The sequence below is a fragment of the Shinella sp. 838 genome, from assembly GCF_029623935.1.
Classification (GTDB): domain Bacteria; phylum Pseudomonadota; class Alphaproteobacteria; order Rhizobiales; family Rhizobiaceae; genus Shinella.
Genome location: NZ_JARSBQ010000012.1, coordinates 65,182 through 88,989 on the forward strand (window position 1 = coordinate 65,182; position 23,808 = coordinate 88,989).

Genomic DNA, 23,808 nt, shown 5'->3' on the forward strand with positions numbered 1-23,808 from the left:
TTGTTTTCGCATTTGGTTACTTATATAACGCCTCAGCAATCTTGGCCGTAACGCCATCGACTGCCTCTGCTATTGAACCGATATTTCTCACAGTAATAACTGGATATTCGCCGCCTTGCTGGGCCGCTAGGTGGGCGTAGCTATCACGAAGCTGATGCCAGAAGGTCAGGTCTTCCCGTCGATTTATCGGGCTATCACGGTCGATCAGAAATGCCGCTGTTGGCTTGATTTCGCCCCAGACTGTTTTTTCTGCAGCAACCAGTTCCTGCAAAGCTTTCTGCTTTCCGCCACCAACGCTTCCATAGACCAAGGTCGACCACCAGAAGCGGTCGAGGACGACATTTTTACCCTCTGCGAGCCATGGCGCGATGCGTGTCTCGATCACATCGATATGTGCAGCAATGTGAAGCGCCTGGCGAGCGAGCTCCGACATCACCTTAATGCCGAACTCTTCGGGCTCGTGATGGATTCGATAAATGGCGCGACCAAGGGTTCCTTCCTCGCGACCAGGGAAACTCAGAAACTCAAAGGCGGACGGCGGCAATTTCTGCTTTAGTTCCTCGACAATGGTGGTTTTGCCGACGCCATCGGGTCCTTCGAATATGAACAAATTTCCCGCCATGAGTCCTCCCAAACCATCGCGCCCTAATTCAACCCATGGTATAGGATTCGTCAAGCAATTGGAGAAGCGAAATGCCTAGCAGACGGCACGTTTTTATCAGTCACCATCATGCCGATGATGAACACGTCACGAAGCTCACCGACTCCCTCAGCCGGAAGGGATACGAAATCCGAAACAGCTCCATCCGCGCGAAACCAGCCAACCAGGACCGTCTGGACAAAGGTTTGGTTAGCGATAACGCGATCAAGCGACTTCTAAGGATAAAGATGTCCTGGGCGTCGACCGTGATCGTGCTGATCGGAAAGGAAACGCACGCTCGTCCTTGGGTGAACTGGGAGATCAAAAAGGCTCACGAGCTCGGCAAACGTATTATTGGCGTCTTTACCCGTGGAGGGACGAAAGCGGATATCCCGCCCGCTTTTGAAGACTATGGCAGTGATCTTGTGAACTGGAATCCAGACGCGATTATTGACGCTGTGGAGGGCGCGGATCCAGATTTTCGGGATACTGATGGTTCCTCTCGTACACCGGTCCACACTTCCTCCACCTCGCGATGCTGATTCATGTCCGTCTACATGTATGTTGTCGCACGGGACTTCGGTTTCGCCCCAAATCCTTTCCATGGCGTTTGCACGCTCGCGACCTGTAAGCCAGTCGTCCGCCGCATGGCGAAAACGGATGACTGGGTGATCGGGATGGGCGGCGCAAAACTCGATGCGGTGGGGCGTAGCATTTTCGCGATGCAGGTTACGGAAACTTTGTCATTCAATGAGTATTGGGCTGACCCGAGGTTCAGGGACAAACGACCCGTGCGTAACGGCAGCCGAGTAATGATGCTGGGCGACAATATCTATCGTCAGGAGGACGGCAATTGGCGACAGCTTGATTCACATCATAGCCGCCCGGACGGTACGCCAGACCTTCACAACATCGGGACAGATACTGGTACCGACCGTGTTTTGGTATCGGAGCATTTCTTTTACTTCGGCAGGTCAGCGCCGGAAGTCCCAAAAGCAATTCTTGATGAGATCGGCTACACGAATCTGAGAGGACACCGGGTCTATCTGGACGACGAGTGTCAGGACCTCCTCGATTGGCTGAAAACCAGCCAATCCGCTCACCTTAATCGGGTCGTAGATGATCCCTTTCAATTCAAGCAAAGCGCGGCCCGCTATTCGGTTAGCGACGACAAGATTTTCAACTAGACGCGGCAGACTAAAGGCCACTGTGGCAATGACAGTGGGGCACGTAAACGACGCCAAGCAGCCCGTGCGAACGCCGCGTTCAACTTCTTTTAGCGCCGACAATTATCGGGGGTGGGAATGACGAGCGATACGATACGATCGAAACTGACGGAGCTATCCAATACCGATCTTTTCGGGGCGGATTTCTTGGCGGTCTACGGTGACAGCGAATGGAATGGCGACGCGGCCAACCAAGCGGCTGCTCATCAATTTCGCACGGAGTTGATTTCCCGCATCGCCACGGTCCGCCTGGCATATGGGAGCGGAACGGAAAAACGTGCGCTTGAAAGTGTGGCCGAGTTGTTTGGCACGGCGCGAGTAATCACGGCAGCCAATGTGGGATGTGGGACCTTCGAGATTCTCGTTTGGCATACCTTGAACACGATGGTCAGGCCGTTCACGGCGAAATGGCATCCCCTGAGCAAGAGCGGTGCTCTCGACGCGCTTGACTCCAGCGATGTGTTCCGCGCCGAACTATACTCTACCCAAAACACCCTGCGCGTACTGGAGCGTGCCCTCGCGTTTTTCGCGGGGACGACCGCGTCTTACAATCCGAGCCGATCCGCGCGCGACGGTGCGAGGGAAGTCTTACTAAGGGCGGCCGAATGGCGGCCTGCGGGAGGCCATGAGACTTACAGCGCTCTTGAGAAAGCGGCCGTCCAACGCCGAAGGGCGCGCTATAGGCTTTCCCATGGCGACTGGGCAGCTGGCATCGCGCTGTCTGGAGGCGGCATACGGAGCGCTACCTTCTCACTTGGGGTTCTCGCCGCGCTTTCACGCAAGAACCTTCTGCCAGAGTTCGATTATCTATCGACCGTATCCGGCGGTGGATACGCGGGGTGCTTCTTCACTTCGTTGCTAGGTACGTCCAACCCCGCCGAGGGGTTGGGACTGCTAGCCGATCAAGAGCCGTTCAAGCGAACGGAACGTGAATCGGACCTATTGGCGCGTGTCAGGCAACGGGCAAGCTTCCTCTCCGCTGGTTTTGTCGAGCGATTGCTTCTGGTCATGCGCTCAATGTACGGCGTCTTCGTGAACGCGGTCCTCGCCCTCAGTGTCATGGCCTTTTTCGCGGCCATTGAACTGTTAGGTCGGACCAACCTTCGGCTTCTTGAGGTGCCAGCGTGGCTAGGATGGGCATTTCCGATAGTGGCGCTGATCCTCGTGAGCAATGTGTCTCGAGAGGAACGACTGCAACTGAGCGAATTGACAGCCTGGCATCTAGGTCTCGGTTTTTTGTTCTGTTTTCCGCTCCTTTGGATGCTCTTAGGCGCGTTCCACGACGGAGCCACGCGACTGACGGGAAACTTTGCGCTTCTAACAGGAATCGATGGATTGTTCGCCATTCTTCTTGTTGGTGTGACCGTCATCGCTGTCCTGGGAGCGATATTCGCTGTTTTCGCGCGGGCGCGATCGATGTTCATCCCCGTGGTGACAGTAGCTTTGATCCTACTTTCCGAACACGTCTTCTACGCATCGTTCGCGGCTCAGGATCTTTCAAGAACGCTGATTGTTCTTGCGATCATGGCCGTTGTCATGGGCCTCCTCTGGTTCTTCATAGATGTGAATGAGACATCCCTTTACCGATACTATCGCTCCAAGCTGGCGACGGCATTCATCCATGCGGATGGCATCGAAACGTTGCCCCGGCTCAGCGAGTTCGAGCCAGATCTCTCCTTCTATCCCATCATAAATTGTGCGCTTAATGCTCCGGGATCCGACGACCCGAGAATGCGTGGCCGTCTTTCTGACGTGTTTACCTTCACTCCGCTGATGACCGGCAGCAATCTTGTTGGTTATCAAGACACCAAGGCATGGGAGGAACTCAATCCTAAACTTGATCTCGCAGCGGCCATGGCTCTCTCGGGTGGTGCGGTTTCCCCTCAGATGGGACTGAGAACCACGAAACAGGGTAGTTTCTGGCTAACCCTCTTCAACATGCGCCTAAATGCCTGGCTAAAGAAACCCCGAATAGCGGGAAAGAATGACGCGCCGGCGACCCAGCGGTGGTGGCGTCGAGAACCCGGCATCCGGTATCTGTTTCGCGAATTCACGGCGACCGCCAGTGATCACCTTCCTTACGTCAACATCTCAGATGGCGGGCATATCGAGAATCTGGGTGTCTACGAGCTGTTGCGTCGGCGGTGCCGATACATCGTCGCGGTCGATGGTGAGGCCGACCCCAAAATGACCTTCCATGCGCTCACCAACCTCCAGCGGCTCGCCTATATCGACATGGGGGTCATAATTGATGCCGAGCTTGACGAGATCCGGTTGCTAGATTCCGGCTTCAGCCGTTCACACTTCCGGTTCTGCCGAATTCGCTACCCGACCGGGGAAGCTAAGCAGCCTTGGGAAATCGGCTATTTGCTCTACGTGAAGCTCTCGCTTACGGGAAACGAGGGCGAGTTCCTGAGGCGGTATCGTCTAGACGAACCGTCATTTCCGCATCACTCGACCCTTGATCAGTTCTTCTCGGAAACCCAATTCGAGGCTTACCGATCCTTGGGCGAGCATATTGGAGATAAACTCTTTATGGAAGCGATCATAGAGGAGCTTTCGACCAAGGCTTCAGTCGGCGTGGAGGAATGGATGAAGAAGTATGCCAAGAACTTCGGCGAGATCGCGCCAATCTGAAATGAAACGAAGCGATCAGTATGGCGGACGCATGCGTGATTGTGTTCACATTTGTCACGAACATCTTCTATACCGTCGCCCCGGCTGACTATAAGGTTGCAATCGCGAGGCGATACCCATCTGTAACTGTGGAAATTTCGAATAGGCGCATCTCCACACATTGCCAGGAAGTTTTTCTTATGTAGGTTTTGGGCATCCGCTCATCCCAGATGGACGCCACATGCCTACAATTACGGAAGACCGCGCTCGCAGCCGCGCGAAACGCGCGACGATTTCCAAGTCCGCGCCAACGATTCTGAATGAAGCGGCGCGCGACTTTAGGTCGTACTAGACATATGACGTTTTTCTTAGTCACTCTACGAAAGATGCCGAGCTGGTTCTTGGTATCAAGCTGATACTTGAAGACCACGGGCGCTCGGTCTACGTGGATTGGATCGAGGACCCAGAGCTTGACCGCGCCAATGTGAAGCCAGCAACCGCTGAAACACTGCGCAACAGAATGCGGAACTGCCTTTCGTTAATCTATCTTCACAGCGGCAACTCCGGAGCCTCGAAGTGGATGCCGTGGGAGTTGGGGTATTTCGACGGATACAGGGGCGCGGTTGCCGTCCTTCCGGTGACGAAGAGCGAGGAGTATTCGTTTTACGGTCAGGAGTACCTCGGGATCTATCCGTGGATTGATGAAAGCGCCCTCTCGCTCAAAGACTTGAGGGTGCATCGCTCGAGCACCGACCATAAGAGCTGGCGGGAGTGGACTTCTGACGCGCAAGCATTCCGGAAGACGGCTTAGGGCGGGATTTAGTTAATGGCGCGGCGAACGTTCTTTTCATTTCATCATGATGAAGACAGCTGGCGCGCGTGGAACGTGCGAAATAGCTGGGTTGTCCGTTCGCAAGATCAGATTGACCGCGGCTTCTTCGATAGCAGCGTATTCGAGGCTACGAAAAACGAGAGCGCCACCGCGTTGAAAAACTTCCTGCGGAATGGCCTGGAAAACACGTCGGTAACGTGTGTCCTTGCCGGTGAAAACACCTGGCAGAGACGGTGGGTCCGCTACGAGATTGTTCGTAGCGTCTTGAAGGGGAATGGCTTGCTCACCGTCGATATTTACGGCGTCAAGAACAAGATGGGCGTGGTTGGCGTTAAAGGTGCCGATCCACTAGCACAGGTGGGACTCTATAAAGCGCCGAGTGGCATCTTCTTCGCTGAATGGAAAAGCGGCAAGTGGGTGAAGTATGAGGACTATACCCTAGCGGTCCCTGCGGGTGATCTCTGGTTCAAAGCGCCGCCCAGCGACACGGTCGTCCAGATATCGAGCCACTACCTTCGCTATGACTTCACCAAGCAAAATGGTCGCCAGAACATAGGCGACTGGATCGAAACGGCAGCGGGTTTGGCTGGACGGTGAGCCCATTGGGGATTTAAAAGTCTGCTTCATGTGGGTGGTCGCGATAATTGTAAGCATCCGGCGTAGGCCGCAGCTGGGCCGGTTCCGATCAGTGGCGTTGCTCTAGTTTTGGCGAGAGTTTAGCGGCGCACGAGCTTGGGGGTGCACTCTTGGATCACGTCGATGCCGATTTATGACGGATCGCAGCGATTGCCATACCTTCCACGATGTCCGGTTGTTGTGCATGCCTCGGCGCCTCCTCTCGTTGCTCGACAAATAATCGTCTTCTGAGGTCCAGCCGAAGTTCTTTCTTGGCGGGCTTTGCGCTGTGACAGATCCGAGATGGATAAGTCGGTAAGGAGATATTTGCTTCATTTACGTGGCCGGTCATGATGTGATTCGATGGACGGCCAGGTACAACGGGTGAGACGCGAGCAGATTAGAGAGAGAGATTGAAAATATTCGTAATAGGCGGGAGCACCAAAGTGGGGGAGCCGCCACAAAATGTGGGGGAGCTGGACGCTTGCGCCGTGCACTTGGGAAGCGAGATCGCCAGGCGTGGGCATGATCTTCTTTTATGCAGTCCTTTCGAGGGGAGCGCAGATGTACCGGCATTACGTGGTTGGGTGACGACTGATCCGGCGGACAGGCTACAAGGCCGTCTAGAAATCCACCTGCCAAACCTTCCGTCCATTCGCGAGACACTCGACGCTCTTCTAGCAACGCAGAAAGCGCAAGATGCCCATCGATTTTATCATGCGGTCCCGGTTACATCGGACAATCGGCCCAATCTCGAGCATGCTTGGCTTCTTGCACAGTTAGCAGCGCTCGATACCTGCCAGGGCGTCATCGTCATCGGCGGGAAGTCGGATGGGACAGCCAGCCTTCTTCTAAGCCTTGCAGCGACTCGGCGTGTTCCCGTGCTCCCCTTGGGTTTCCTCGGCGGAGCAGGCGCCGCTTACCTGGATCGTCATCGGTACGAGCTTTCCGACGCGCTCGGCCACGACGCGGACCGATTATCCGGCGCCCCCAAGGATGCAGTGCCCCTCCTGGAGAGGCTGGTCGAGCCGAAAGTGGTTGGTAGAAGGACGGTTGCTGCGCCTAGTCGGTTTTTTATCAGCTACCCGCGGGAACGTTCTGCTGCAGCGGACCAGATCGAAGCACTCTTGCGGCGCCGCAATGCAGAGGTCTTCCGGGACGATGATAGTTTCGAGGTCGGCGCGGAGATCACCGGCGAAATCCGGCGCAACATCGTGAGAAGCGACGTCTTTCTTGCATTGTACTGCAAAGAGTTCATGCTCAGTCCATGGTGCTTCGACGAACTGGAGTTCGCATTCGAACGATCAGGCAAGGGACTGTTGCGCATTGCACTTCTATGCCTTGATGATAGCCGCGTCGTGCCGCCTCAAGCCCGCACCCTCGCTACGTATCCGTGTCGCGATCGCAATGAGCTTGAAATGAGAGTCCGGGCGATTATCGACCCCAGTCATGGCCACCTACCGTAAGGTGGGAAGACTCAAACACATGTGCTACCGGTCGGCGAAATATCGGAGCGAGGGCGTCGTAGGCGTGGCGCCCCTTTGATGCAATTTGAGGATATGAAACTCACCCTTTCTGCTCATCTCCCAAACCCGGTTGTCAAACAGTTTCATCCGCCAACCTTAAGCAGGGAACAGGTCCGTGACGTGGGCGAAGGGCTGGCGCCGCTCCGAGTGATGGCGGACTTTTTTCCGCACGACCTCTCCAAGATCGAGCCGGCGGTTCAGGGCGTGGTAGATGTCGGCACCATCCATCATGATCAAGCGGCGGGCGGTGAAAGCGTCAAAGCTTTCGCCGGAAAAGCTGCCGTACGAAACGTAAAGCCCTCGGGTCCAATCCGGGCGTTCTAGCAATTTTCCCTGGAAACTGTGAAGCATTGCGGCGTCAGCCGGCCGCGAATGCCACTTGGCTTCGACAAGGTAAGTGCTTCCTTCGTGCTGAAATGAACCGTCGATCTGTTCGCCTGAGGTACGAAACGACGCGTGTGCATCTAGGCCCCATACGTCGAACCAGCGCTTCAAGAAGCGTTCGAACGCGTATCCTCGCTGTTGGGGGGCTTCGTCCATCGCCGTTAGAACAAGGAACTCCTGCTCCAGCGCAAGAAGGACGCCCTCACTCGGTCCTTTCGGTTCGGGTGCCGGCGGTGGCGGCGCAGGTGCGGTGTTGGGATCGGACGGAAGTGGCTTTCCGCCTAGCTTCTGCAGCATACTGCTAAGGCGCTGTCGTGCGTTGGGTACCGCTTCTTCTTCCCCACGATCAAGCATTCCGGTTTCGCGATATTCCCACAACGCAGTGAGCGTGCGGACTACGTCTGCGTTCGGTGAGATCTCAAGGAACGCACGGAAATGCTTCCCTTTGGAGGTGCCGTATATCGCATAGCGGTCGTGATAGATGTCGATCTTGAGATCGCGGTTGAAAAATGCCGCGAAACGGTCGTTGCTGAAGTCCAGGACATATCCGCCGTACATTCCGAAGATCTTGTCAATCAACGCCATGTCGGTAGTCGTTAGTTCCGCCATCGATTTGCTCGCGAAATTTCTTTTGCTAGCCAATTTGGCGCAACACCGGACCGGTATGCAATCACGGAAACGGGAATCCCGGGCTTTCCGTTTTGAACCACAATGTCTATTGCCCGCCTGCCGGCGATGCACATTGCCGGAAGGCGAGCCGTGGCGACGTTACTTCAAAGAACGCTGACGTTCTCGGCCTTCGACTTGCCGGTCTTGCGGTCCTGTCCCATGTCGTAGCTGACCTTCTGACCATCCTGAAGAGATCCGCCGAAACCGACCGCTGAGATGTGAACGAATACGTCTGGGCCGCCATTGTCAGGAGTAATGAAGCCAAAGCCCTTGTCTTGAGCGAAGAATTTTACAGTGCCAGTTGCCATCTTGTCCTCGTCGGTTGCTGAGCGTCCCCCAACGCAATACCGGTCAACGATCGGTACGGCAAGGATCTCCATGGCGAGCAAATCCGCCGGTTCGGACGATTTTACGCTAAGTATTTGTATATCATATCAATCGGCTACCGAAATGACCGGCCGATAGTTCGTATCCCTTCAAGGCGAGAGGAACGTTCAGGATTTCGGGCGCTGATCACCCATACGCGAAAGCTCGCGAGCTAACTCCAGGAACACTCTCACACCTGCCGATAGGTTTCGGCGTCCGGGATAGTACACGCAAAGCCCAGGATAAGGCGGCGTCCAGTCTGCCAACACACGAATGACCTGTCCCGCTTCGATCTCTGAAACAATGTCCTGCTCAAAGATGTAGCCCAAGCCAGCACCATCAAGCACCGCAGTTCGCGTGAGGCTAGCTTCATCTAGCGTGATCTGGCCGCGAACATCTATCTGAACCTGCTCGCCGTCCTTTTCAAACCGCCAGCGAAACAGGGAGCCATCAGGCAGGCGAACGCGAATGCAACTATGAGCAAGGAGATCCGGGGGGACCATCGGTATCCCATGCTTTGCGATGTATTCCGGAGATCCTACCACAGCATGTCGTTGCGGCCTGAAGTCTTCCAACAGCACACCAAAACGCCACTTTAAGCTGAGACCTTTTCCTCGATATTAGGGCTCAAGACAGGAACAATGCCGAGGTGGTACGGCATCGTCAGGTCTATTTATCTCCGTCAGCCGGCCACGCGGATCAGGCTTTTCATCGCTGTGGCATTACCGTCCAGCGCCGCGAAGGCCTCTCCGGTTTCGTCGATGCCGCGGATGTCGGTTATCATGGTATCGCCGTCGATAGCACCGCTGGCGATCAGGTCGATCGCCTGATCGAAATCTTCTTTCTCGTAGACGCGTACGCCGATCAGTTCGAGTTCCCGCCAGAAGAAGCGGAACAGATCGACTTCGGGCTTTTTCGTGTGGATCGCAACCATAACGATACGGCCGCGCGAAGCGGCAGCTTCCGTCATCAGTGACGTACCCGCTTGTGTGCCGGACACTTCGAAAACGACGTCCGCGCCCTTCTTGCCGGTCTTCGTCATAATCGTCGCCGCGACGTCGGCATCCTTCGGATTGAGTGTCGCGAAGCCTAGCTTTTCAGCGATGGCAAGGCGATGCGGGTTGACTTCCGAAATCGTTACCTTCGCGCCGGCCTGCTTTGCCACCATGCCGATGAGGATGCCGATCGGTCCGCCGCCGATGATCAGTACGTCCTCACCGGCCTTCACACGGCCGAGACGAACGTCATGGCATGCAACGGCGACGGGTTCGGCAAGTGCCGCGTGCTCGAGGCTGATGCCGGCCGGCAATTTGTGCACGGCATAGGCGGGTACGTTCCACTGCTCCTGCAGCGCGCCGTCGGAATCAAGGCCGAGGAATTTCAGGTTGTGGCAGATATGGGATATGCCACCGTTACAGGCCGGGCAGTTGCCACAGGGCCTCAGCGGTCGCACGGCAACGGCGTCGCCGATCGCAAGCCCGCTGACGGACGCGCCAAGCGCTGCAACTGTGCCGGACATTTCGTGGCCGATGATGCGGTTGTGACCGATGCGGGCATCCATCGCGCCGTGATAGGCATGCATGTCCGTACCGCAGATGCCGTTGTAGGCAACTTTGATGGCGACTTCGTCTGCCGCAGGCGCCTTGGCCTCGATGTCACGGATCTCGAACGTCTTGTTGCCGGTATAGAATGCAGCCTTCATCATCTAGGTCCTTGGTGGTTGCGGAAGCGGGGCCGGCTGGCCGGCCCCGCGAAGTGGCGGCTTTCGATTAGCGCGAGGTCAGGTCATCCGGCAGTTCTCTATTGTGGAACTGGGTGAAGACCTTGCGGATAGTGCCGTTCTCGAAGTTGGTTTTGACCCAATCGTCGAGCCACGTCTTCAAATTGGCTTCGCCCTTGGCGATGCCGATTCCGAGATTGGTTTCGGCCTGTGTGAACTTGGTCTCGATCGGCTCGCCGGAGCGGCGTGCGTTAATGCCGCCGATCACTGCCGACTGGCTGGAGATGATGTCGATCTGACCCGACACGACGGAGGTAATCAGGGTTGCGTCATCCTCGAAGCGGCGAATATTGGCACCGGAGGCTTTCGCTGTGATGTCCTGGTCGTTGGTCGTGGCGCGGGTGACGCCGATGGTCTTGCCTGCCAGGTCGTCATAGCCCTTGATTTCGATGCTCGCGGGTGCCGCCACGATGATCGAAAGCGTGGCATAAGGCACGGAATAATCGATGGCCTTTTTGCGCTCCTCGGTGATGCCGAGGGCGGAAACAACCATGTCGGCTTTGCCCGTCTGGACGGTCGGCACGCGCGCGGCATTGGTGATCTCGACCAGCTCCAGCTCCACGCCGAGATCCTTGGCGATCAGACGCGCCGTTTCGACGTCCGAGCCGGTGGCCTTGAGATCGCCATCGACAAAGGAATACTGTGGTATACCCATGGCAACCGCGATGCGCACCTTGCCCGCCTTCTTGATGTTCTCGAGCCCGTCCGCCCGTACGACGCCGGCGAAAGCCATGAGCGCGACGCCCGCCACGAGACTGAGTTTAGAAATGGTTTTCATATTCATGTCGTTCTCCTCACCGTTGAAATTTACCCGTCAAACTACGGGCTTTCCTCCCCTGAGCCGGCTGATGCCAGTTCTGGAATTGCTGTAGGCGCGCGCCTGGCACGCTCCTCAAAGATCGCTCGACAAAAATTCCTTCAACTCAGCGGTCTGCGGGGCTGCAAGGATGTCCGGGCCGCCCATTTCGTGGACCTTGCCCGTGTGCATGTAGATGACCTTATTCGCCGCCCGCTTGGCGAAGCCCATTTCATGGGTGACGATGATCATCGTCATGCCGCCGCGGGCGAGATCTTCCATGACGCGCAGTACTTCGCTGGTTAGCTTCGGGTCGAGTGCCGACGTCACCTCGTCGAACAGCATGACCTTGGGTTCCATCGCGAGCGATCGGGCGATGGCGACGCGCTGCTGCTGGCCGCCGGAAAGCTGCTCGGGATAGGCCTCGATCTTCTCGGACAGGCCGACCTTGGCGAGCACCTTCTTCGCGATGTCGTGCGCGTCGGGGCGCGAAACCTTCTTCACCCGGCGCAGCGCCAGCATGATGTTTTCCGCCACGTTCATATGCGGAAACAGGTTGTAGCTCTGGAACACCATGCCGACATCCTTACGCAAAGCGCGTAGATCGAGTTCGGGATCCTCGACCCGGTGGCCGCAGACCTCGATCGTGCCAGCCTGAATGGTCTCCAGATGGTTGATACAGCGCAATGCCGTGCTCTTGCCCGAGCCGGATTGGCCGATCAGCGCCACCACCTGTCCCGGATCGATATCGAAAGATACGCCCTTGAGGACCTCCAGCGCACCGAAACGCTTCACGACATTGTTGAGTTTAACGACGGCCGGCATTGAGTTTCCTTTCGAGCGAACGGCTCCAGGCGGACAGGGGGTAGCAGACGGCGAAATAGAGCGCGGCCGCGATGCCGAAGACCAGAAACGGCTGGAAAAGCGAGTTGTTGATGACCTGTGCGGCGCGCGTCAATTCAAGGAAACCGACGACCGATGCGAGCGAGGTATTCTTGACGAGCTGGACCATGAAGCCAACCGTCGGCGGTGTGGCGATGCGCAGCGCCTGAGGCAGGATCACGTCGATGAGCGCCTGCCAGCGTGTCAAACCGAGACATTCGGCCGCTTCGAACTGGGTTTTCGATATCGATTCCACGCAACCTCGCCAGATCTCGCCAAGGTAGGCGCTGGAATAGATCATCATGCCGATGGCAGCCGCTACGAGTGCAGGAACAGAGATGCCGAAGACGCTGAGGCCGAAATACATGATGAACATGAGGATCAGCAGCGGCGTGCCCTGGACGATCTGCACGTAGAACTGGCTGATGAGCCGCACCCATCTGAAGCGCGACACGCGCCCCAGCATGACAACGAAGCCGGCGAGCCCTCCGAGAGCGAAAGCCAGAGCCGAAAGCACAACCGTCCACATCAGGCCGTTCAGCAGATATACGAGATGGTTCGAGGTAAAAGAGCCAAGCATGATCGCCCCCTTTACAGCGACGTGCCGAGCCGGCGACGGCGCGGGAAGGCAATAAGGCCGATACCGTGGAAAGCAAGGCGCATGAGATAGGTGATGCCGATGTAAAGAACGGCGATCACGAAATAGGTTTCCAGCGAGCGGAATGTGTTCGACTGGATGTTGTTGGCGACGCCCGTCAATTCCTCGGCGGAAATCTGCGAGGCAATCGAGGTTGTCAGCATCATAAGGATGAACTGGCTTGAAAGCGCCGGATAGACCCGCTCGATGGCCGGCATCAGGATGATGTCGCGATAGATCTGGAATTTCGATAGGCCCAGGGACTCGGCCGCTTCGATCTGACTCGGGTGGATGGAATCCATGCCGGCCCGGACGATTTCCGCCGTGTAAGCCCCGACATTGATCACCAGTGCGAAGATTGCCGCAACAACGATCGGCATCCTAATGCCGATCGACGAAAGACCGAAGAAGATGAAAAAGATCTGCACGATGAACGGCGTGTTCCGGATGACCTCGACATACATGCCGACGGCGGTGCGCAGCCACGCGAGCGTCGAGCGACGAGCGACAGCGCAAAGCACACCGATCACGAGGCCTATCGCCACCGAAAACACCGTCAGCTGAAGCGTCACGGCGGCGCCCGAAAGGAACTCCCCCCAGTAGGGCAACAACGCTGAGAAATCAAATTGATAGTTCATGCCCTTTCCCTCCCAAGATGGCTTTTGGAGCCTACATGACCCCTTAGCGCGCCAGCCAGCCGCCATCGACGGGTAGAACGGTCCCGTGCACGTAGTTGGCGGCGTCGGAGGCCAGGAACACGGCCGCGCCGCCGAGTTCTTCCGGCACGCCCCAGCGACCGGCCGGGATGCGTCCGAGGATCGCGGCGTTGCGGTCCGGGTCTTCGCGCAAAGCGGTCGTGTTGTTGGTAACGAAATAGCCTGGCGCTATCGCATTGACGTTGACGCCCTTGCCTGCCCACTCGCAGGCGAGCAGCCGCGTCAGGCCTGCAAGGCCGCTCTTCGATGCGGTATAGGACGGAATGCGGATGCCGCCCTGGAAGGACAGCAGCGAAGCGATGTTGATGATCTTGCCCGTGCCGCGCGGAAGCATATGCCTGGCAGCGGCCTGCGAGAGGAAGAACGCCGTCTTCAGATTGACGTTCATGACGGCATCCCAGTCGGCTTCGGTGAAGTCGATGGCGTCGGCCCGGCGAATAATCCCTGCATTATTGACGAGGATGTCCAGCGCGCCGAATTTCGAAATGGCTTCCGTGACGATGTCGTCGACCGGTGCGATGGAGTCGAGGTCAGCGCGGACCTCATGGAAAGTGCTGCCTACCGCGTCGATCTGCGCTTTCGTCTCGTCCATGGCGGAGCGGCCGACGGCAACGATCGAGGCGCCCGCCTTTGCAAGCGCGATCGCGATGCCCTGACCAATACCCGTGTTGGCACCGGTGACGACGGCCACGCGGCCCGAAAGGTCGAAGGAAGATGACATATTGCTTACCTCAGTTCACTAATTGCCAGATGGTCCATGTCGGTGAAGCTCTTGTTGTCTCCGCCCATGGCCCAGATAAAACTGTAGTTGCTGGTGCCCACGCCCGAATGGATCGACCATGGAGGGGAAATGATCGCCTGATCGCTCGCCACCAGCATGTGGCGTGTCTGCTGCGGTTCGCCCATGAAGTGAAACACGCGGTGGGCGGGGTCCATGTCGAAATAGAGATAGGCCTCCGAACGTCGATCGTGCGTGTGCGACGGCATTGTGTTCCAGACGCTGCCTTCCGCCAGGCGGGTGAGGCCCATCGTGAGCTGGCAGGATTGGCAGACGTCGGGATGCACATACTGGAAGATGGTACGTTCGTTCGCCGTTGCCTTCTCGCCTGCCGAAACACGACGCACCTGATCCGGTTTCAGCAGCACGTTCGGGTGCGTCTCGTGCGCGGGCGTGGAAACGATATAGAAGCGTGCCGGATCGGAACCGGAGGCGCTCGAGAAGCTCACGTCCGCCGCGCCCTTTCCGATGTAAAGGCAATCGAAGCGGGCGATGTCGTAAGTTTCTCCATCGACCGTGATGGAGCCGGTGCCGCCGAGATTGATCGCGCCCATTTCGCGCTCGGCGAGAAACGTCGCTTGGCCTACGGCGGCAGGCGCCTCGATCACGAGTGCACGGCTGGTCGGTACGATCCCACCGATGATCATGCGGTCGTAGTGCGAATAGGTCAGGCAAATCTCATCGGCAATGAAGACGGTTTCCACGAGGAAATGCTCTCGCAGCATTTCCGTCTCGTATCGCTTGACATCCTGCGGGTGGGCGGCGTGCCGCACGTCAACTCTCATCGTCTGCTCTCTCCTGATGGCCTGATGGCCCGCGCTTGTCGTCATCGATGAAGTATGCGGGGTTCAGGTCGGTTATGTCGTCGATTTCCCGGAGCATCTGCCCGAGATGGAATTCCATCGCATCGACTGCCGACGCGGCGTCGCGGCGGCGCAGACCATCCACGACGGCCTTGTGCTCCTCGACGACGCGCAACAGGCGACCTTCCTGAGGCAGAGTCAGGAGCCGGTAGCGATCGATGTGCACCTTGACCTGCTGGATCATTGTCCAGATGCCAGGAAAACCTGCGCAAACGTTGATCTGGCGATGAAAGGCCGTATCGAGTTCATGGAACTGCTTGTAGTCGCCGGCTTCGCGACATTCGGCCTGCTCCTTCAAGAGGCGGTCGAGGCCGTCTAGATCAGCCGGCGTAGCCTTCTCGATCGCCAGGGAGACATTCGTGTTTTCCAGCGATTTTCGGATCAGGATGGCTTCATAAAGCGCGCGCCGCGGGATGCGGGAAACGAACGTGCCCGACTGCGGAAAGACGTCAACGAGCCCGTCGTCGGATAGCCGGATGATGGCTTCGCGGATCGGCGTGCGGCTGACCCCGAAATGCTCGGCGAGCTCCTTCTCGTTCAGCAGGTCCATCGGCTTTCGCCGCAAGGTGACGATATCTTCGAGCAGGTGCTGGTAAATCAGCGTCGCCGCCCGTGGCGCCGCCGCCCGCTGGTGCGAAATGCTGGTCACTCCCGAAAGGGATCGCCGCTTGCGCGGGCGAGCTTGCACGTCGTTCACGCGCAGTTCCTCCACCAAATGCAAATCGTCATGGCGGAATATCGCCATTCTTTGAGCGTTTTCACCGTGCCAATTCCTCCATCCCAAAAAAACTGATATACTAGTATTTCAAAACGCGCAAGCGGCTCGGCGGCAACGTCTGGAGCTCGGATTTTGAGTCGCGTGGCGCACAATCTGGCTCAGTGGCTCTGGGAAGAGTTTCGTGTCTCGGTGAGCGAACAGACACTGAGCCGGGAGGTGCGCGCCATGGGTTACCGCAAGCTCGCCGCCCGCCCGAAACATCATGCACAGGACCCTCAAGCCATTGAGGATTTTAAAAAAACTTTTCCGCCGCAGTGGCAGAGATCGCAAGCGGGGCGGCTCAAGGGAAACGAATAGAAATCTGGTACCAGGATGAGGCTCGGATTGGTCAAAAGAACAAGATCACCCGCCGCTGGGCAAAGCGGGGATCAAGGCCATCCGCACCACACGACCAGCAAACCCGCTCGGCCTACATCTTCGGTGCCATCTGCCCCAAGCAGGGCAAAGCGGCGGCGTTGGTCATGCCTTGGTGCGACACCTACGCGATGACGCAGCACCTGGCTGAAATCTCACGGCACGTGGCCGATAATGCGCATGCCATCCTCATCATGGATCAGGCGGGCTGGCATATGTCCAATAATCTCGTCATTCCAGGCAACATCTCGATCTTGCCACTGCCGCCGAAGTCGCCGGAACTGAACCCGGTCGAAAACCTCTGGCACTTCATGCGTGAGAACTGGCTGTCGAACCGCGTCTTCAAGTCCTATGACGATATCGTCGCTCACTGCTGTGACGCCTGGCGAAAGCTCCAAAGCCAGCCTTGGCGCATCATGTCCATCGGACGAAGAGAATGGGCAAATGGGTTCTGATCAGTGAGGACCCGTATTACTGCTATTCGCAGCGAAACCGAACCGCTCCGGCCCAATCCGACGACGGCTCATTGCGGACCTCCATCATTCGACAGAAGCATTGAATCATCAACGATTCCATACGTCTACAATTATCCGCGCACAGGTCTCATAATTGCAAGCCAGCGAAGGCCACAGGTCATGCCGCCTGAGCACCCAGCGTCTTGGATGTCCAAAACGCAGTATAACCTGCACGGGCGGGGTGCGTTGCAACAATATCCGTCTCTGCTTGAGTATGGGGTATCCGCTTACACGCCTAGCTGTGACGATCCAGATTTTCTCATCTCTCCCGCTCACCACCTGACGATCCTCGATCCTATCAATGTCAGCTGTTCGGACGACGCTGGTACCGGGCCTCCGCAAGAACGGCTCACTTCTGCGAGGAAACCGCAGCCCGTCCTCACATTGCCGCCGCGAATTCTAAATTATCCGAATCCCATCGAAATCCGTAAAACATCCCAAGGCAATCGACGCGAGCGGCAATATCAACAGTCTTTAAGGTGTAATGTTGAAAAATCGCGTCCGTAAGCCCGGTCAATGGATGGCGCACCACGCCGCGTTTTCCTGCGATCTCCTTCGATATGCACTATCTGTATCTCTTTAGGTCAGAGTGGAAATAGGAAATATGATTGTGGATTGCAGCACGAACTTCAGCTGCGTTGCGATCGCGGATCAAATCGAGTATCGCACGGTGCTCCTTGAGCCCTTGTGGTTTCCGTGATTTCGGAAGCAGCTTGTAAACACCCCTTTGCATGTTCATCCCGACGCGGATACTTGGCATCATCGATGCGTAAACCGCCATACCCATTTTGTTGTGAGATGCAGCTACGATAGCTGCATGGAATGCGAGATCCTCCTCGACGGTTCCCAGCTCATCCTCTTCCCGCGACATGTCTCGCAGGGCCGCCTCCAGTCGCACCATGTCGTCTGGCGCCCATCTTTCAGCAGCCAAAAATGCCATCTCGCCCTCAACCAACATACGCATCTCTTGACATTCCAACACGTCGGACATCGTCTCTACATTAAATCCGAACGGGGGCATGGCTGGCGGCGGAGAGGTGGCATCCTTTGGGCATTCTAGGACAAATGCGCCTGAGCCACGGATGGTATCGACAAGTCCGTCATCTCTCAGCCGCGAAATCGCGTTCCTCACGACCGTTCGCGATACCTCCAGCTGACGACACAGTTCCTGTTCCGAGGGTAATCGAAGCCCTACGGCATACTCTCCCGCTTGAATGCGAGTTCGGATAGTATCGTAGATCGAATCAGTGAGTTTCGAGCTTCTTGCCACAATAGAGCTCCTTGCTTCCGCGAGTAATAAAGCTAGATGAACAGCAAAGAAATCTCTGGAAAAAACGAAACAATCGCCATTGAAATTAACATTCCTATCATGAACGGCAAGATTTTTCGAATAATGTCTTCAACTGGTACTTTAGCGATCGAACTTGCAACAAACAAGTTGATCCCGACCGGCGGCGTACAAAAACCGATAGCTAGGTTGCATGTCATGATGATCCCGAAGTGAATGGGGTCAACGCCTACTGATCTCGCTACCGGAAGCAATATAGGTGCGAGTATTATAATTGCTGCAACAGGTTCCAGAAACATCCCCGTGATCAAAAGAACGAGATTGAGCAGAAGAAGAACAGCAATCGGTTCTGTTGTTGCGTTAGTAATCAGTGTAGCAAGATCGGAAGGCACGCCTTCGATAGTGAGGAAGCGGCCGAAGGCAAACGCCATTGCAACCATAACCATGATCGTTGCAGTTGTTCGTCCGCTTCGGATTAAAATATCTGGAAGTTGTACAAGCGAGATCTCCTTGTAAACGAAGAGGCTAACAAACAGGGCATAGACCACGGCGACGCCAGCGGCTTCAGTAGGTGTGAAAATACCGCCGTAAATGCCGCCAAGGATAATAATTGGAACCAGAAGCGCCCAAATACCCCCTTTGGCCCTGTCATTGCTGTTGGCATACCGGATGGTTTCTTCGCCATGTTGCAGTGGCAGCATATTGCGTTTCGCTATTATCCGCGCCACTACCATAAAGCTCACACCAAACAGGACCCCGGGAAGAATGCCTGCGATGAAAAGTGCGCCGAGCGATACATTTGTCACGACGCCATAAATGATCAGCGGGATCGAAGGGGGTATCATCACGCCGAGCATTCCGGAGGCGGAGGTTAGCGCAGCAGAGAAGTCGCGCCTGTATCCATGCTTCTCCATTTCCGGAATCAGGTTTGACCCAATGGCAGCTACGGTTGCAGGAGATGAGCCGGAGATAGCGGCAAAAAACATTGAAGCCAGTACGTTTACGTAGGCAAGACCCGCGTCTACCCGGCCAACAAGAACCGCAGCCATACCTACTATCCGGCTCGACAAGCCTCCGGCGAGCATTATCTCGCCTGCAAGAATGAACATTGGCACGGCGACCAACGGAAAGTTGTCCGCGCCGACAATAGCATTCTTGATCAAGAGCGATGAGGGTGGGGTGCCGGGCATTAATTCCATTACCAGCAGCGTGGCTGCGCCGATGGCAACCCCAACCGGAACCGAGAGCAGAATAAAAAGGAAGAATAGTGCGAACAAAGCGGCGGTTATCATGGTCTTTCGCCCCACTTATCGAATAGCAGCTGTGAAAGGCGCCAAGCACTGAGAAGGCTGCCGAAAGGCAATGTCGCGTAGAGCCATGTTAGGCCGACTTTCTTGTCGCTAAATGGCCAATTCAGCACAACCGAACTTTGCCGGGTGACAATAGGAGACGTTGCTTGTTGGAGACCAAGCCATGCAAACCATAGGAAAAAGCCAATGATTGCGACAGTTAGCGTTACCTCGAGCCTCTTCTTCCAAGGCTCGGACAATCTGTCGCTCAACACGGTTATTCTGATATGGTCTCCGACGCGGAACGCATATGCAATTCCCACCCAGATAGTCCAAATGAATAGCCAGCGAACTAGTTCTTCAGACCATAGAAGCGAGCTCTCGAAGACGTAGCGCATGATCACCTGAACGAAGATCAGTAACGCCATCAAGCCCATACACGCACCTAAGAAGATGGGCTCTAAATTAGTATCAATCCACCGAACGACACGCATGTTCGCCTTCCCACAGAAATAAATTTGTGGCACGTCCATCTCGGACGCGCCACCGCTTTGAAGCTCTGCCTAGTTTGACTGAACCTTCGCCACAGCTTCTGTGATGGCTTGATAAGCTTGCTTGCCAACGAGTTCTTCGAACCGAGCTGAGATGTCGCCAAGAGCGGTACGGAATGCAGTGATCTCTTGATCGGAAAGCTTGTTGATCTTGACTCCTGCTTCTTCGATCAGCTTCAGGCTGCTAGCTTCATTAGCATCGATGATCTCGAGCTCCTGCTTCAGGGCTTTGTCCAGTGAAGAACGAACGATGTCCTGCATCTCCGCCGGAAGGCTCTCATACTTGGCCGAATTGATCAGAACAATATATGCGCTGTAGACGTGACTGGTGAGAGACACGTAGTCCTGTACCTCGTACATCTTATTGTTGACGATGTTCGAGAGCGGGTTTTCCTGTCCGTCAACGACCTCTTGCTGCAGTGCAGAGTAAAGCTCCGAAAAAGCCATCGGTGTAGGATTCGCGCCGAGATGGCTGAACGCTTCGATATGGGCCTCCACCTCCATGGTGCGTAGCTTGATGCCAGACAGATCCTCAGGTTTGACAATAGGCCTTACATTGTTGGTCATTTGGCGAAAACCGTTCTCGAACCAGCCAACTGTGGTGAGGCCAAGGTCATTCAGCTTAGGCTCGAGGAATTTTCCATATTCACCAGAGAGTACTTTCAATGCAACGTCCCTGTTGGGAAACATATATGGAATCTCTGGTGCTGCGAATGCTGGATCCCAAGATGAGAGTTTGGATACTGTGGGCACTGCAAGGTCGAGTGTGCCTTCCTGAGTAAGCTCGACCAACTCTCGGTCGTTCCCCATTTGGCCGCCGCCAAATATTTCCACTTCTATGCGTCCGTCGGAGACTTTTTTGACATCTTCGGCGAAGAATAGCAGTGCCACGTGAACAGGATTTTCTTCGCCGATTGCGGCATGGCCAAGCTTCAATTTATAATCGGCTGCATAGGCGTTCGCAGCCATAAGCGCCGCCACAGCGAGGCCTGAAATGCTTGTGGTCATCCTCATGTCATTCTCCTCCACTTGTTTTTCGTCAATGGTCAAGGCGGTAAGTCGATAGCATTTTAAAATCGAGTTCGATTCCGTGCCCAAGGTCCTCCCCTGCGACGGCCAGGCCTTCATTGACGATGAGGGGCTTGCGTATGAAGCGCTCAAGGCCGAAGCCATGGATCTCAAGGAAGCTCGCATTGGGTATTGCTGCCAAAAGGTGCAGATGTAGGTCATGAACACCATGCGAGGTCACCCGCAGATTGGCCGCCTCAGCCAAGCGCGCAACTTTCATCCACGGAGTAATGCCGCCGCATGTAGCTACATCAGGTTCGATGAACGTAGCTGACCCACGTCCGATGAGTTGGCGAAACTCTGGCAGGCTGTGCAGGTTCTCGCCAGCAGCAATCGGCACTCCACCTTCTGCCTGTATACGTGCGTAGCCATCGAAATCGTCTGGGTCCGTGGGTTCTTCCAACCAGGTGACATCCAGCTCTGCAAATCGGCGGGCTGCGATGATGGCTTTGTCGACGCTCCAGCCCATGTTGGCGTCAACCATTAATGGGGTGTCGCTTCCGAGCAGCTCGCGCATTGCTGCCACCCTCTTCACATCTTCGGAAACATCCTCGCGACCAACCTTCATCTTGATAGCCCTAAGGCCACTTTCCAAGTTCTCCCGGGTCTGATCAAGCAACTCGTTCAACGGCAGGTAGAGGTCTATTCCGCCCGCGTAGGCGGGTACTTTGGGATCGTGTCCGCCCAGCAGCTTCCATAAAGGGAGGCCGGCTTTACGTGCCTTCATGTCCCAGAGTGCGGTGTCAATTGCAGCAATGGCAAACGACGCTAATCCGCCCCGTCCTACAAAATGCATTTGCCACCACATTTTTTGCCAGAGAGCTTCGATGCAATCGGCGTCTTCACCAACAAGAAGGCCGCTCAACTCGCGTGCCAGCGCTGCCGCCGCCCCGCTGCCCGCGTTAACTGTGTAGGTGTAACCTAGCCCTTCGTGGCCCTCGGCATCCAATACACGGGCCGTGACCAAGCCAAAGTCTCTCATTTCTCCGTGTTTTGCGTCGGTGAGAATTTTTGGCAGCGGGATCATAAAGTGATCAATATGTATTTTTTGTATGGTCAAAGAAGCCTCCAGCGATAATGCATAAAGTAAAAAATACTAATTAGTATCTGTCAACGGTTTTTTATGGGAAACTGCAAAGTGGCCTACCCCGTCCTGACTTGGGCCGCGCAGAGGGCGACTTAAAATTTGATGGCCAAATAGAACGCATGGATGGAGGACGCCCGAGAGGCGGCCGAAGAAATCTAATGAATCGACAGAGCTTCGAACGCGGACCCCATCGCAAAAAATCACGTTCACCGTATCGCTTTTAACGTTAGGTCGTTCAGCTACTTGTTGGGGCGCAGGACTTGATGGACTGGCGAAAAGCTACGGCGTGTCGTCGCAATTTGATTCGGGGCGGCCTGACGAGGCGTCGATAACAATCGCGAGATGTCGATTACGAAGGCGACCTATGCTGGCGCGGAGATCCGCATTTGCGGAGGCTTCTCTCTGTAGCTGCACAGGATCGCTGCCGCCGCCGAAAGTGTACGGCATAGCCGTACGGGATGCGGCGATTTGACTCTTGTCGCTAAGCGCGGTATGACCGCACACGGTACGGCTCAATCGTACAGGAGGAGTGAAAATGATTCATAAATGTGAAGGCCTGCGGGCCGTGGTTCTGGGCTGCGCTTTTCTCGCGGGGTCGGTATCGGCAGGCGCCCAGGAAGTCGTGCTTTCTGCGGGAACGGAATCCAACGAAGACGGACTGTACTACAAAACGCTGGTCCTGATCGACGAACACCTGCGGGAAAAGACCGGCGGTAAGGTCGGCTTCGAGATTTACCCGAACCAGCAGCTCGGCAACGAACTCAGCATGATCGAAGGCCTGCGCAGCGGATCGCTCGACGTCGCCGTTGCCGGTGGAGGCAATTTCGCCAGCTTCGTACCGTCGTTTCAGATCTTCAGCGTGCCGTATATCTTAAAGGACTACGAGACCTATCGCGCGGCGATGGCGCCCGACAGCCAGGTCTGGTTGCTGATGCAGCAGAAGGTGGCAGACGCCGAGCTCGGCCTGCAGCTCGCCGCGCCAACCACCGTGGGCAGCCGATGGTTCGCCAACACCAGAAGCGAGGTTCGCACGCCCGCAGACATCAAGGCGCTCGGCGTGCGTATGCGCGTCCAGGCCAATCCGATCGAGGCCGAGGTCTGGGGCACTTACGGTGCGATCCCGGTCAACATGCCGATGCCGGAAGTGGTCGCCGCGATGCGCCAGGGCGTCGTCGAAGCGGTCGAGAATGCGCCGGACATCCTCTACACATACAAGGTCCAGGAATCCGCCAAATACATGGCGCGCACCGATCACTCCTTCTATGTCGCCGTGGTGCTGATCGGCGATGCGGCGCTCGAGAAAGTGCCGGAAGATCTTCGCCCGGCGGTCAAGGAAGCCTTCATTGTCGGAGGCCAGGCCCTCCTTGATGCTTCGGTAGAGGCGCAGGAAAAGGCGATCAAGGCGTTGAAGGCCGATGGCGCCATCATCAGCGAGGTCGACAAGGCCGCGTTCCGCGAGCCGCTCGGCCCGCTCTACGAGAAGGTTGCCAAGGAAGCGGAGGCCGAGGATATCCTCGCCGCGATCCAGGCTCTCTGAACGAAAGGAGCCTGC

Annotated in this window: 22 protein-coding genes and 4 pseudogenes; 8 read left to right on the top strand and 18 right to left on the bottom strand. The window is 56.2% G+C overall.

Translation table 11 applies throughout. The features are described from left to right. Window positions 1-16: 16 nt before the first annotated feature. The gene (locus P9A16_RS27095; RefSeq protein ID WP_278026096.1) at window positions 17-622 is read right to left on the bottom strand and encodes a dTMP kinase; all 606 of its coding nucleotides are present in this window, start codon (window positions 620-622) and stop codon (window positions 17-19) included. Between the two features lie 71 nt (window positions 623-693). Here P9A16_RS27095 and P9A16_RS27100 point away from each other — a divergent pair, with 71 nt between their 5' ends. The 6 genes and pseudogenes from P9A16_RS27100 (at window position 694) to P9A16_RS27120 (ending at window position 7,395) form a co-directional block, all read left to right on the top strand. Next, a complete protein-coding gene (locus P9A16_RS27100) occupies window positions 694-1,182 on the top strand; it encodes a TIR domain-containing protein (RefSeq protein WP_278026097.1) in 489 nt (162 codons plus the stop codon). Window positions 1,183-1,185: 3 nt separating this feature from the next. Continuing rightward, window positions 1,186-1,827 carry a hypothetical protein gene (locus P9A16_RS27105; RefSeq protein WP_278026098.1) on the top strand — a complete coding sequence of 214 codons (642 nt, stop codon included), beginning with the start codon at window positions 1,186-1,188 and terminating at the stop codon, window positions 1,825-1,827. 117 nt (window positions 1,828-1,944) lie between these two features. Then, window positions 1,945-4,503 carry a patatin-like phospholipase family protein gene (locus tag P9A16_RS27110; protein WP_278026099.1) on the top strand — a complete coding sequence of 853 codons (2,559 nt, stop codon included), beginning with the start codon at window positions 1,945-1,947 and terminating at the stop codon, window positions 4,501-4,503. Window positions 4,504-4,855: 352 nt separating this feature from the next. Then, a pseudogene (locus P9A16_RS35810) lies at window positions 4,856-5,293 on the top strand (hypothetical protein); the annotation flags it as partial. 15 nt (window positions 5,294-5,308) lie between these two features. Further along, the gene (locus P9A16_RS27115) at window positions 5,309-5,911 is read left to right on the top strand and encodes a TIR domain-containing protein (RefSeq protein ID WP_278026100.1); all 603 of its coding nucleotides are present in this window, start codon (window positions 5,309-5,311) and stop codon (window positions 5,909-5,911) included. 431 nt (window positions 5,912-6,342) lie between these two features. Beyond that, window positions 6,343-7,395: a TIR domain-containing protein gene (locus P9A16_RS27120; RefSeq protein WP_278026101.1), complete on the top strand. Its 1,053-nt coding sequence runs from the start codon at window positions 6,343-6,345 to the stop codon at window positions 7,393-7,395. Between the two features lie 156 nt (window positions 7,396-7,551). On the opposite strand, the gene P9A16_RS27125 is transcribed toward P9A16_RS27120, so the two are convergent. The 11 genes and pseudogenes from P9A16_RS27125 to P9A16_RS27175 form a co-directional block, all read right to left on the bottom strand. Beyond that, complete coding sequence (locus P9A16_RS27125; RefSeq protein ID WP_278026102.1) at window positions 7,552-8,448, bottom strand: restriction endonuclease; 897 nt, start codon at window positions 8,446-8,448, stop codon at window positions 7,552-7,554. A 164-nt stretch (window positions 8,449-8,612) separates the two neighbouring features. Continuing rightward, on the bottom strand, window positions 8,613-8,816 hold the full coding sequence (locus P9A16_RS27130) for a cold-shock protein (protein ID WP_104840661.1): 204 nt from the start codon (window positions 8,814-8,816) through the stop codon (window positions 8,613-8,615). 186 nt (window positions 8,817-9,002) lie between these two features. Then, window positions 9,003-9,437: pseudogene (locus P9A16_RS27135) on the bottom strand (LysR substrate-binding domain-containing protein); the annotation flags it as partial. A 119-nt stretch (window positions 9,438-9,556) separates the two neighbouring features. Beyond that, on the bottom strand, window positions 9,557-10,576 hold the full coding sequence (locus P9A16_RS27140; protein ID WP_278026103.1) for a zinc-dependent alcohol dehydrogenase: 1,020 nt from the start codon (window positions 10,574-10,576) through the stop codon (window positions 9,557-9,559). Between the two features lie 67 nt (window positions 10,577-10,643). Next, a complete protein-coding gene (locus P9A16_RS27145; protein WP_278026104.1) occupies window positions 10,644-11,438 on the bottom strand; it encodes a transporter substrate-binding domain-containing protein in 795 nt (264 codons plus the stop codon). Between the two features lie 108 nt (window positions 11,439-11,546). Further along, a complete protein-coding gene (locus P9A16_RS27150) occupies window positions 11,547-12,275 on the bottom strand; it encodes an amino acid ABC transporter ATP-binding protein (protein WP_278026105.1) in 729 nt (242 codons plus the stop codon). Then, window positions 12,259-12,912 (bottom strand): amino acid ABC transporter permease, encoded by a 654-nt coding sequence (locus tag P9A16_RS27155; protein WP_278026106.1) that lies wholly within the window; start codon window positions 12,910-12,912, stop codon window positions 12,259-12,261. Before P9A16_RS27155 ends, P9A16_RS27150 begins: the two co-directional genes overlap by 17 nt. An 11-nt stretch (window positions 12,913-12,923) precedes the next feature. Beyond that, on the bottom strand, window positions 12,924-13,607 hold the full coding sequence (locus P9A16_RS27160) for an amino acid ABC transporter permease (protein WP_278026107.1): 684 nt from the start codon (window positions 13,605-13,607) through the stop codon (window positions 12,924-12,926). A gap of 43 nt (window positions 13,608-13,650) precedes the next feature. Next, a complete protein-coding gene (kduD, locus tag P9A16_RS27165; RefSeq protein WP_278026108.1) occupies window positions 13,651-14,406 on the bottom strand; it encodes a 2-dehydro-3-deoxy-D-gluconate 5-dehydrogenase KduD in 756 nt (251 codons plus the stop codon). Between the two features lie 5 nt (window positions 14,407-14,411). After that, window positions 14,412-15,248, bottom strand: a complete 837-nt coding sequence (gene kduI / locus P9A16_RS27170) for a 5-dehydro-4-deoxy-D-glucuronate isomerase (RefSeq protein ID WP_278026109.1) — start codon at window positions 15,246-15,248, stop codon at window positions 14,412-14,414. Then, on the bottom strand, window positions 15,238-16,071 hold the full coding sequence (locus tag P9A16_RS27175) for a GntR family transcriptional regulator (protein ID WP_278026110.1): 834 nt from the start codon (window positions 16,069-16,071) through the stop codon (window positions 15,238-15,240). Before P9A16_RS27175 ends, kduI begins: the two co-directional genes overlap by 11 nt. Before the next feature lie 123 nt (window positions 16,072-16,194). On the opposite strand from P9A16_RS27175, the pseudogene P9A16_RS27180 reads away from it, so the two are divergent. Then, window positions 16,195-16,913 (top strand): annotated as a pseudogene (locus P9A16_RS27180) (IS630 family transposase); the annotation flags it as partial. 625 nt (window positions 16,914-17,538) lie between these two features. Here P9A16_RS27180 and P9A16_RS27185 read toward each other — a convergent pair. The 6 genes and pseudogenes from P9A16_RS27185 to P9A16_RS27205 form a co-directional block, all read right to left on the bottom strand. Beyond that, window positions 17,539-17,964, bottom strand: coding sequence for a FadR/GntR family transcriptional regulator (locus P9A16_RS27185; RefSeq protein ID WP_278026111.1), 426 nt, complete (start codon window positions 17,962-17,964; stop codon window positions 17,539-17,541). Window positions 17,965-18,045: 81 nt separating this feature from the next. Beyond that, a pseudogene (locus P9A16_RS35815) lies at window positions 18,046-18,243 on the bottom strand (winged helix-turn-helix domain-containing protein); the annotation flags it as partial. Window positions 18,244-18,275: 32 nt separating this feature from the next. Then, a complete protein-coding gene (locus P9A16_RS27190) occupies window positions 18,276-19,553 on the bottom strand; it encodes a TRAP transporter large permease (RefSeq protein ID WP_278026112.1) in 1,278 nt (425 codons plus the stop codon). Further along, window positions 19,550-20,044: a TRAP transporter small permease gene (locus tag P9A16_RS27195; RefSeq protein WP_278026113.1), complete on the bottom strand. Its 495-nt coding sequence runs from the start codon at window positions 20,042-20,044 to the stop codon at window positions 19,550-19,552. Before P9A16_RS27195 ends, P9A16_RS27190 begins: the two co-directional genes overlap by 4 nt. A gap of 69 nt (window positions 20,045-20,113) precedes the next feature. Continuing rightward, the gene (locus P9A16_RS27200) at window positions 20,114-21,115 is read right to left on the bottom strand and encodes a TRAP transporter substrate-binding protein (protein WP_278026114.1); all 1,002 of its coding nucleotides are present in this window, start codon (window positions 21,113-21,115) and stop codon (window positions 20,114-20,116) included. Between the two features lie 25 nt (window positions 21,116-21,140). Beyond that, entirely contained in the window at window positions 21,141-22,196 is a 1,056-nt protein-coding gene (locus P9A16_RS27205) for a mandelate racemase/muconate lactonizing enzyme family protein (protein ID WP_278026245.1), read from the bottom strand. A gap of 595 nt (window positions 22,197-22,791) precedes the next feature. Here P9A16_RS27205 and P9A16_RS27210 point away from each other — a divergent pair. Further along, the gene (locus P9A16_RS27210; protein ID WP_278026115.1) at window positions 22,792-23,793 is read left to right on the top strand and encodes a TRAP transporter substrate-binding protein; all 1,002 of its coding nucleotides are present in this window, start codon (window positions 22,792-22,794) and stop codon (window positions 23,791-23,793) included. Window positions 23,794-23,808 lie beyond the last annotated feature (15 nt).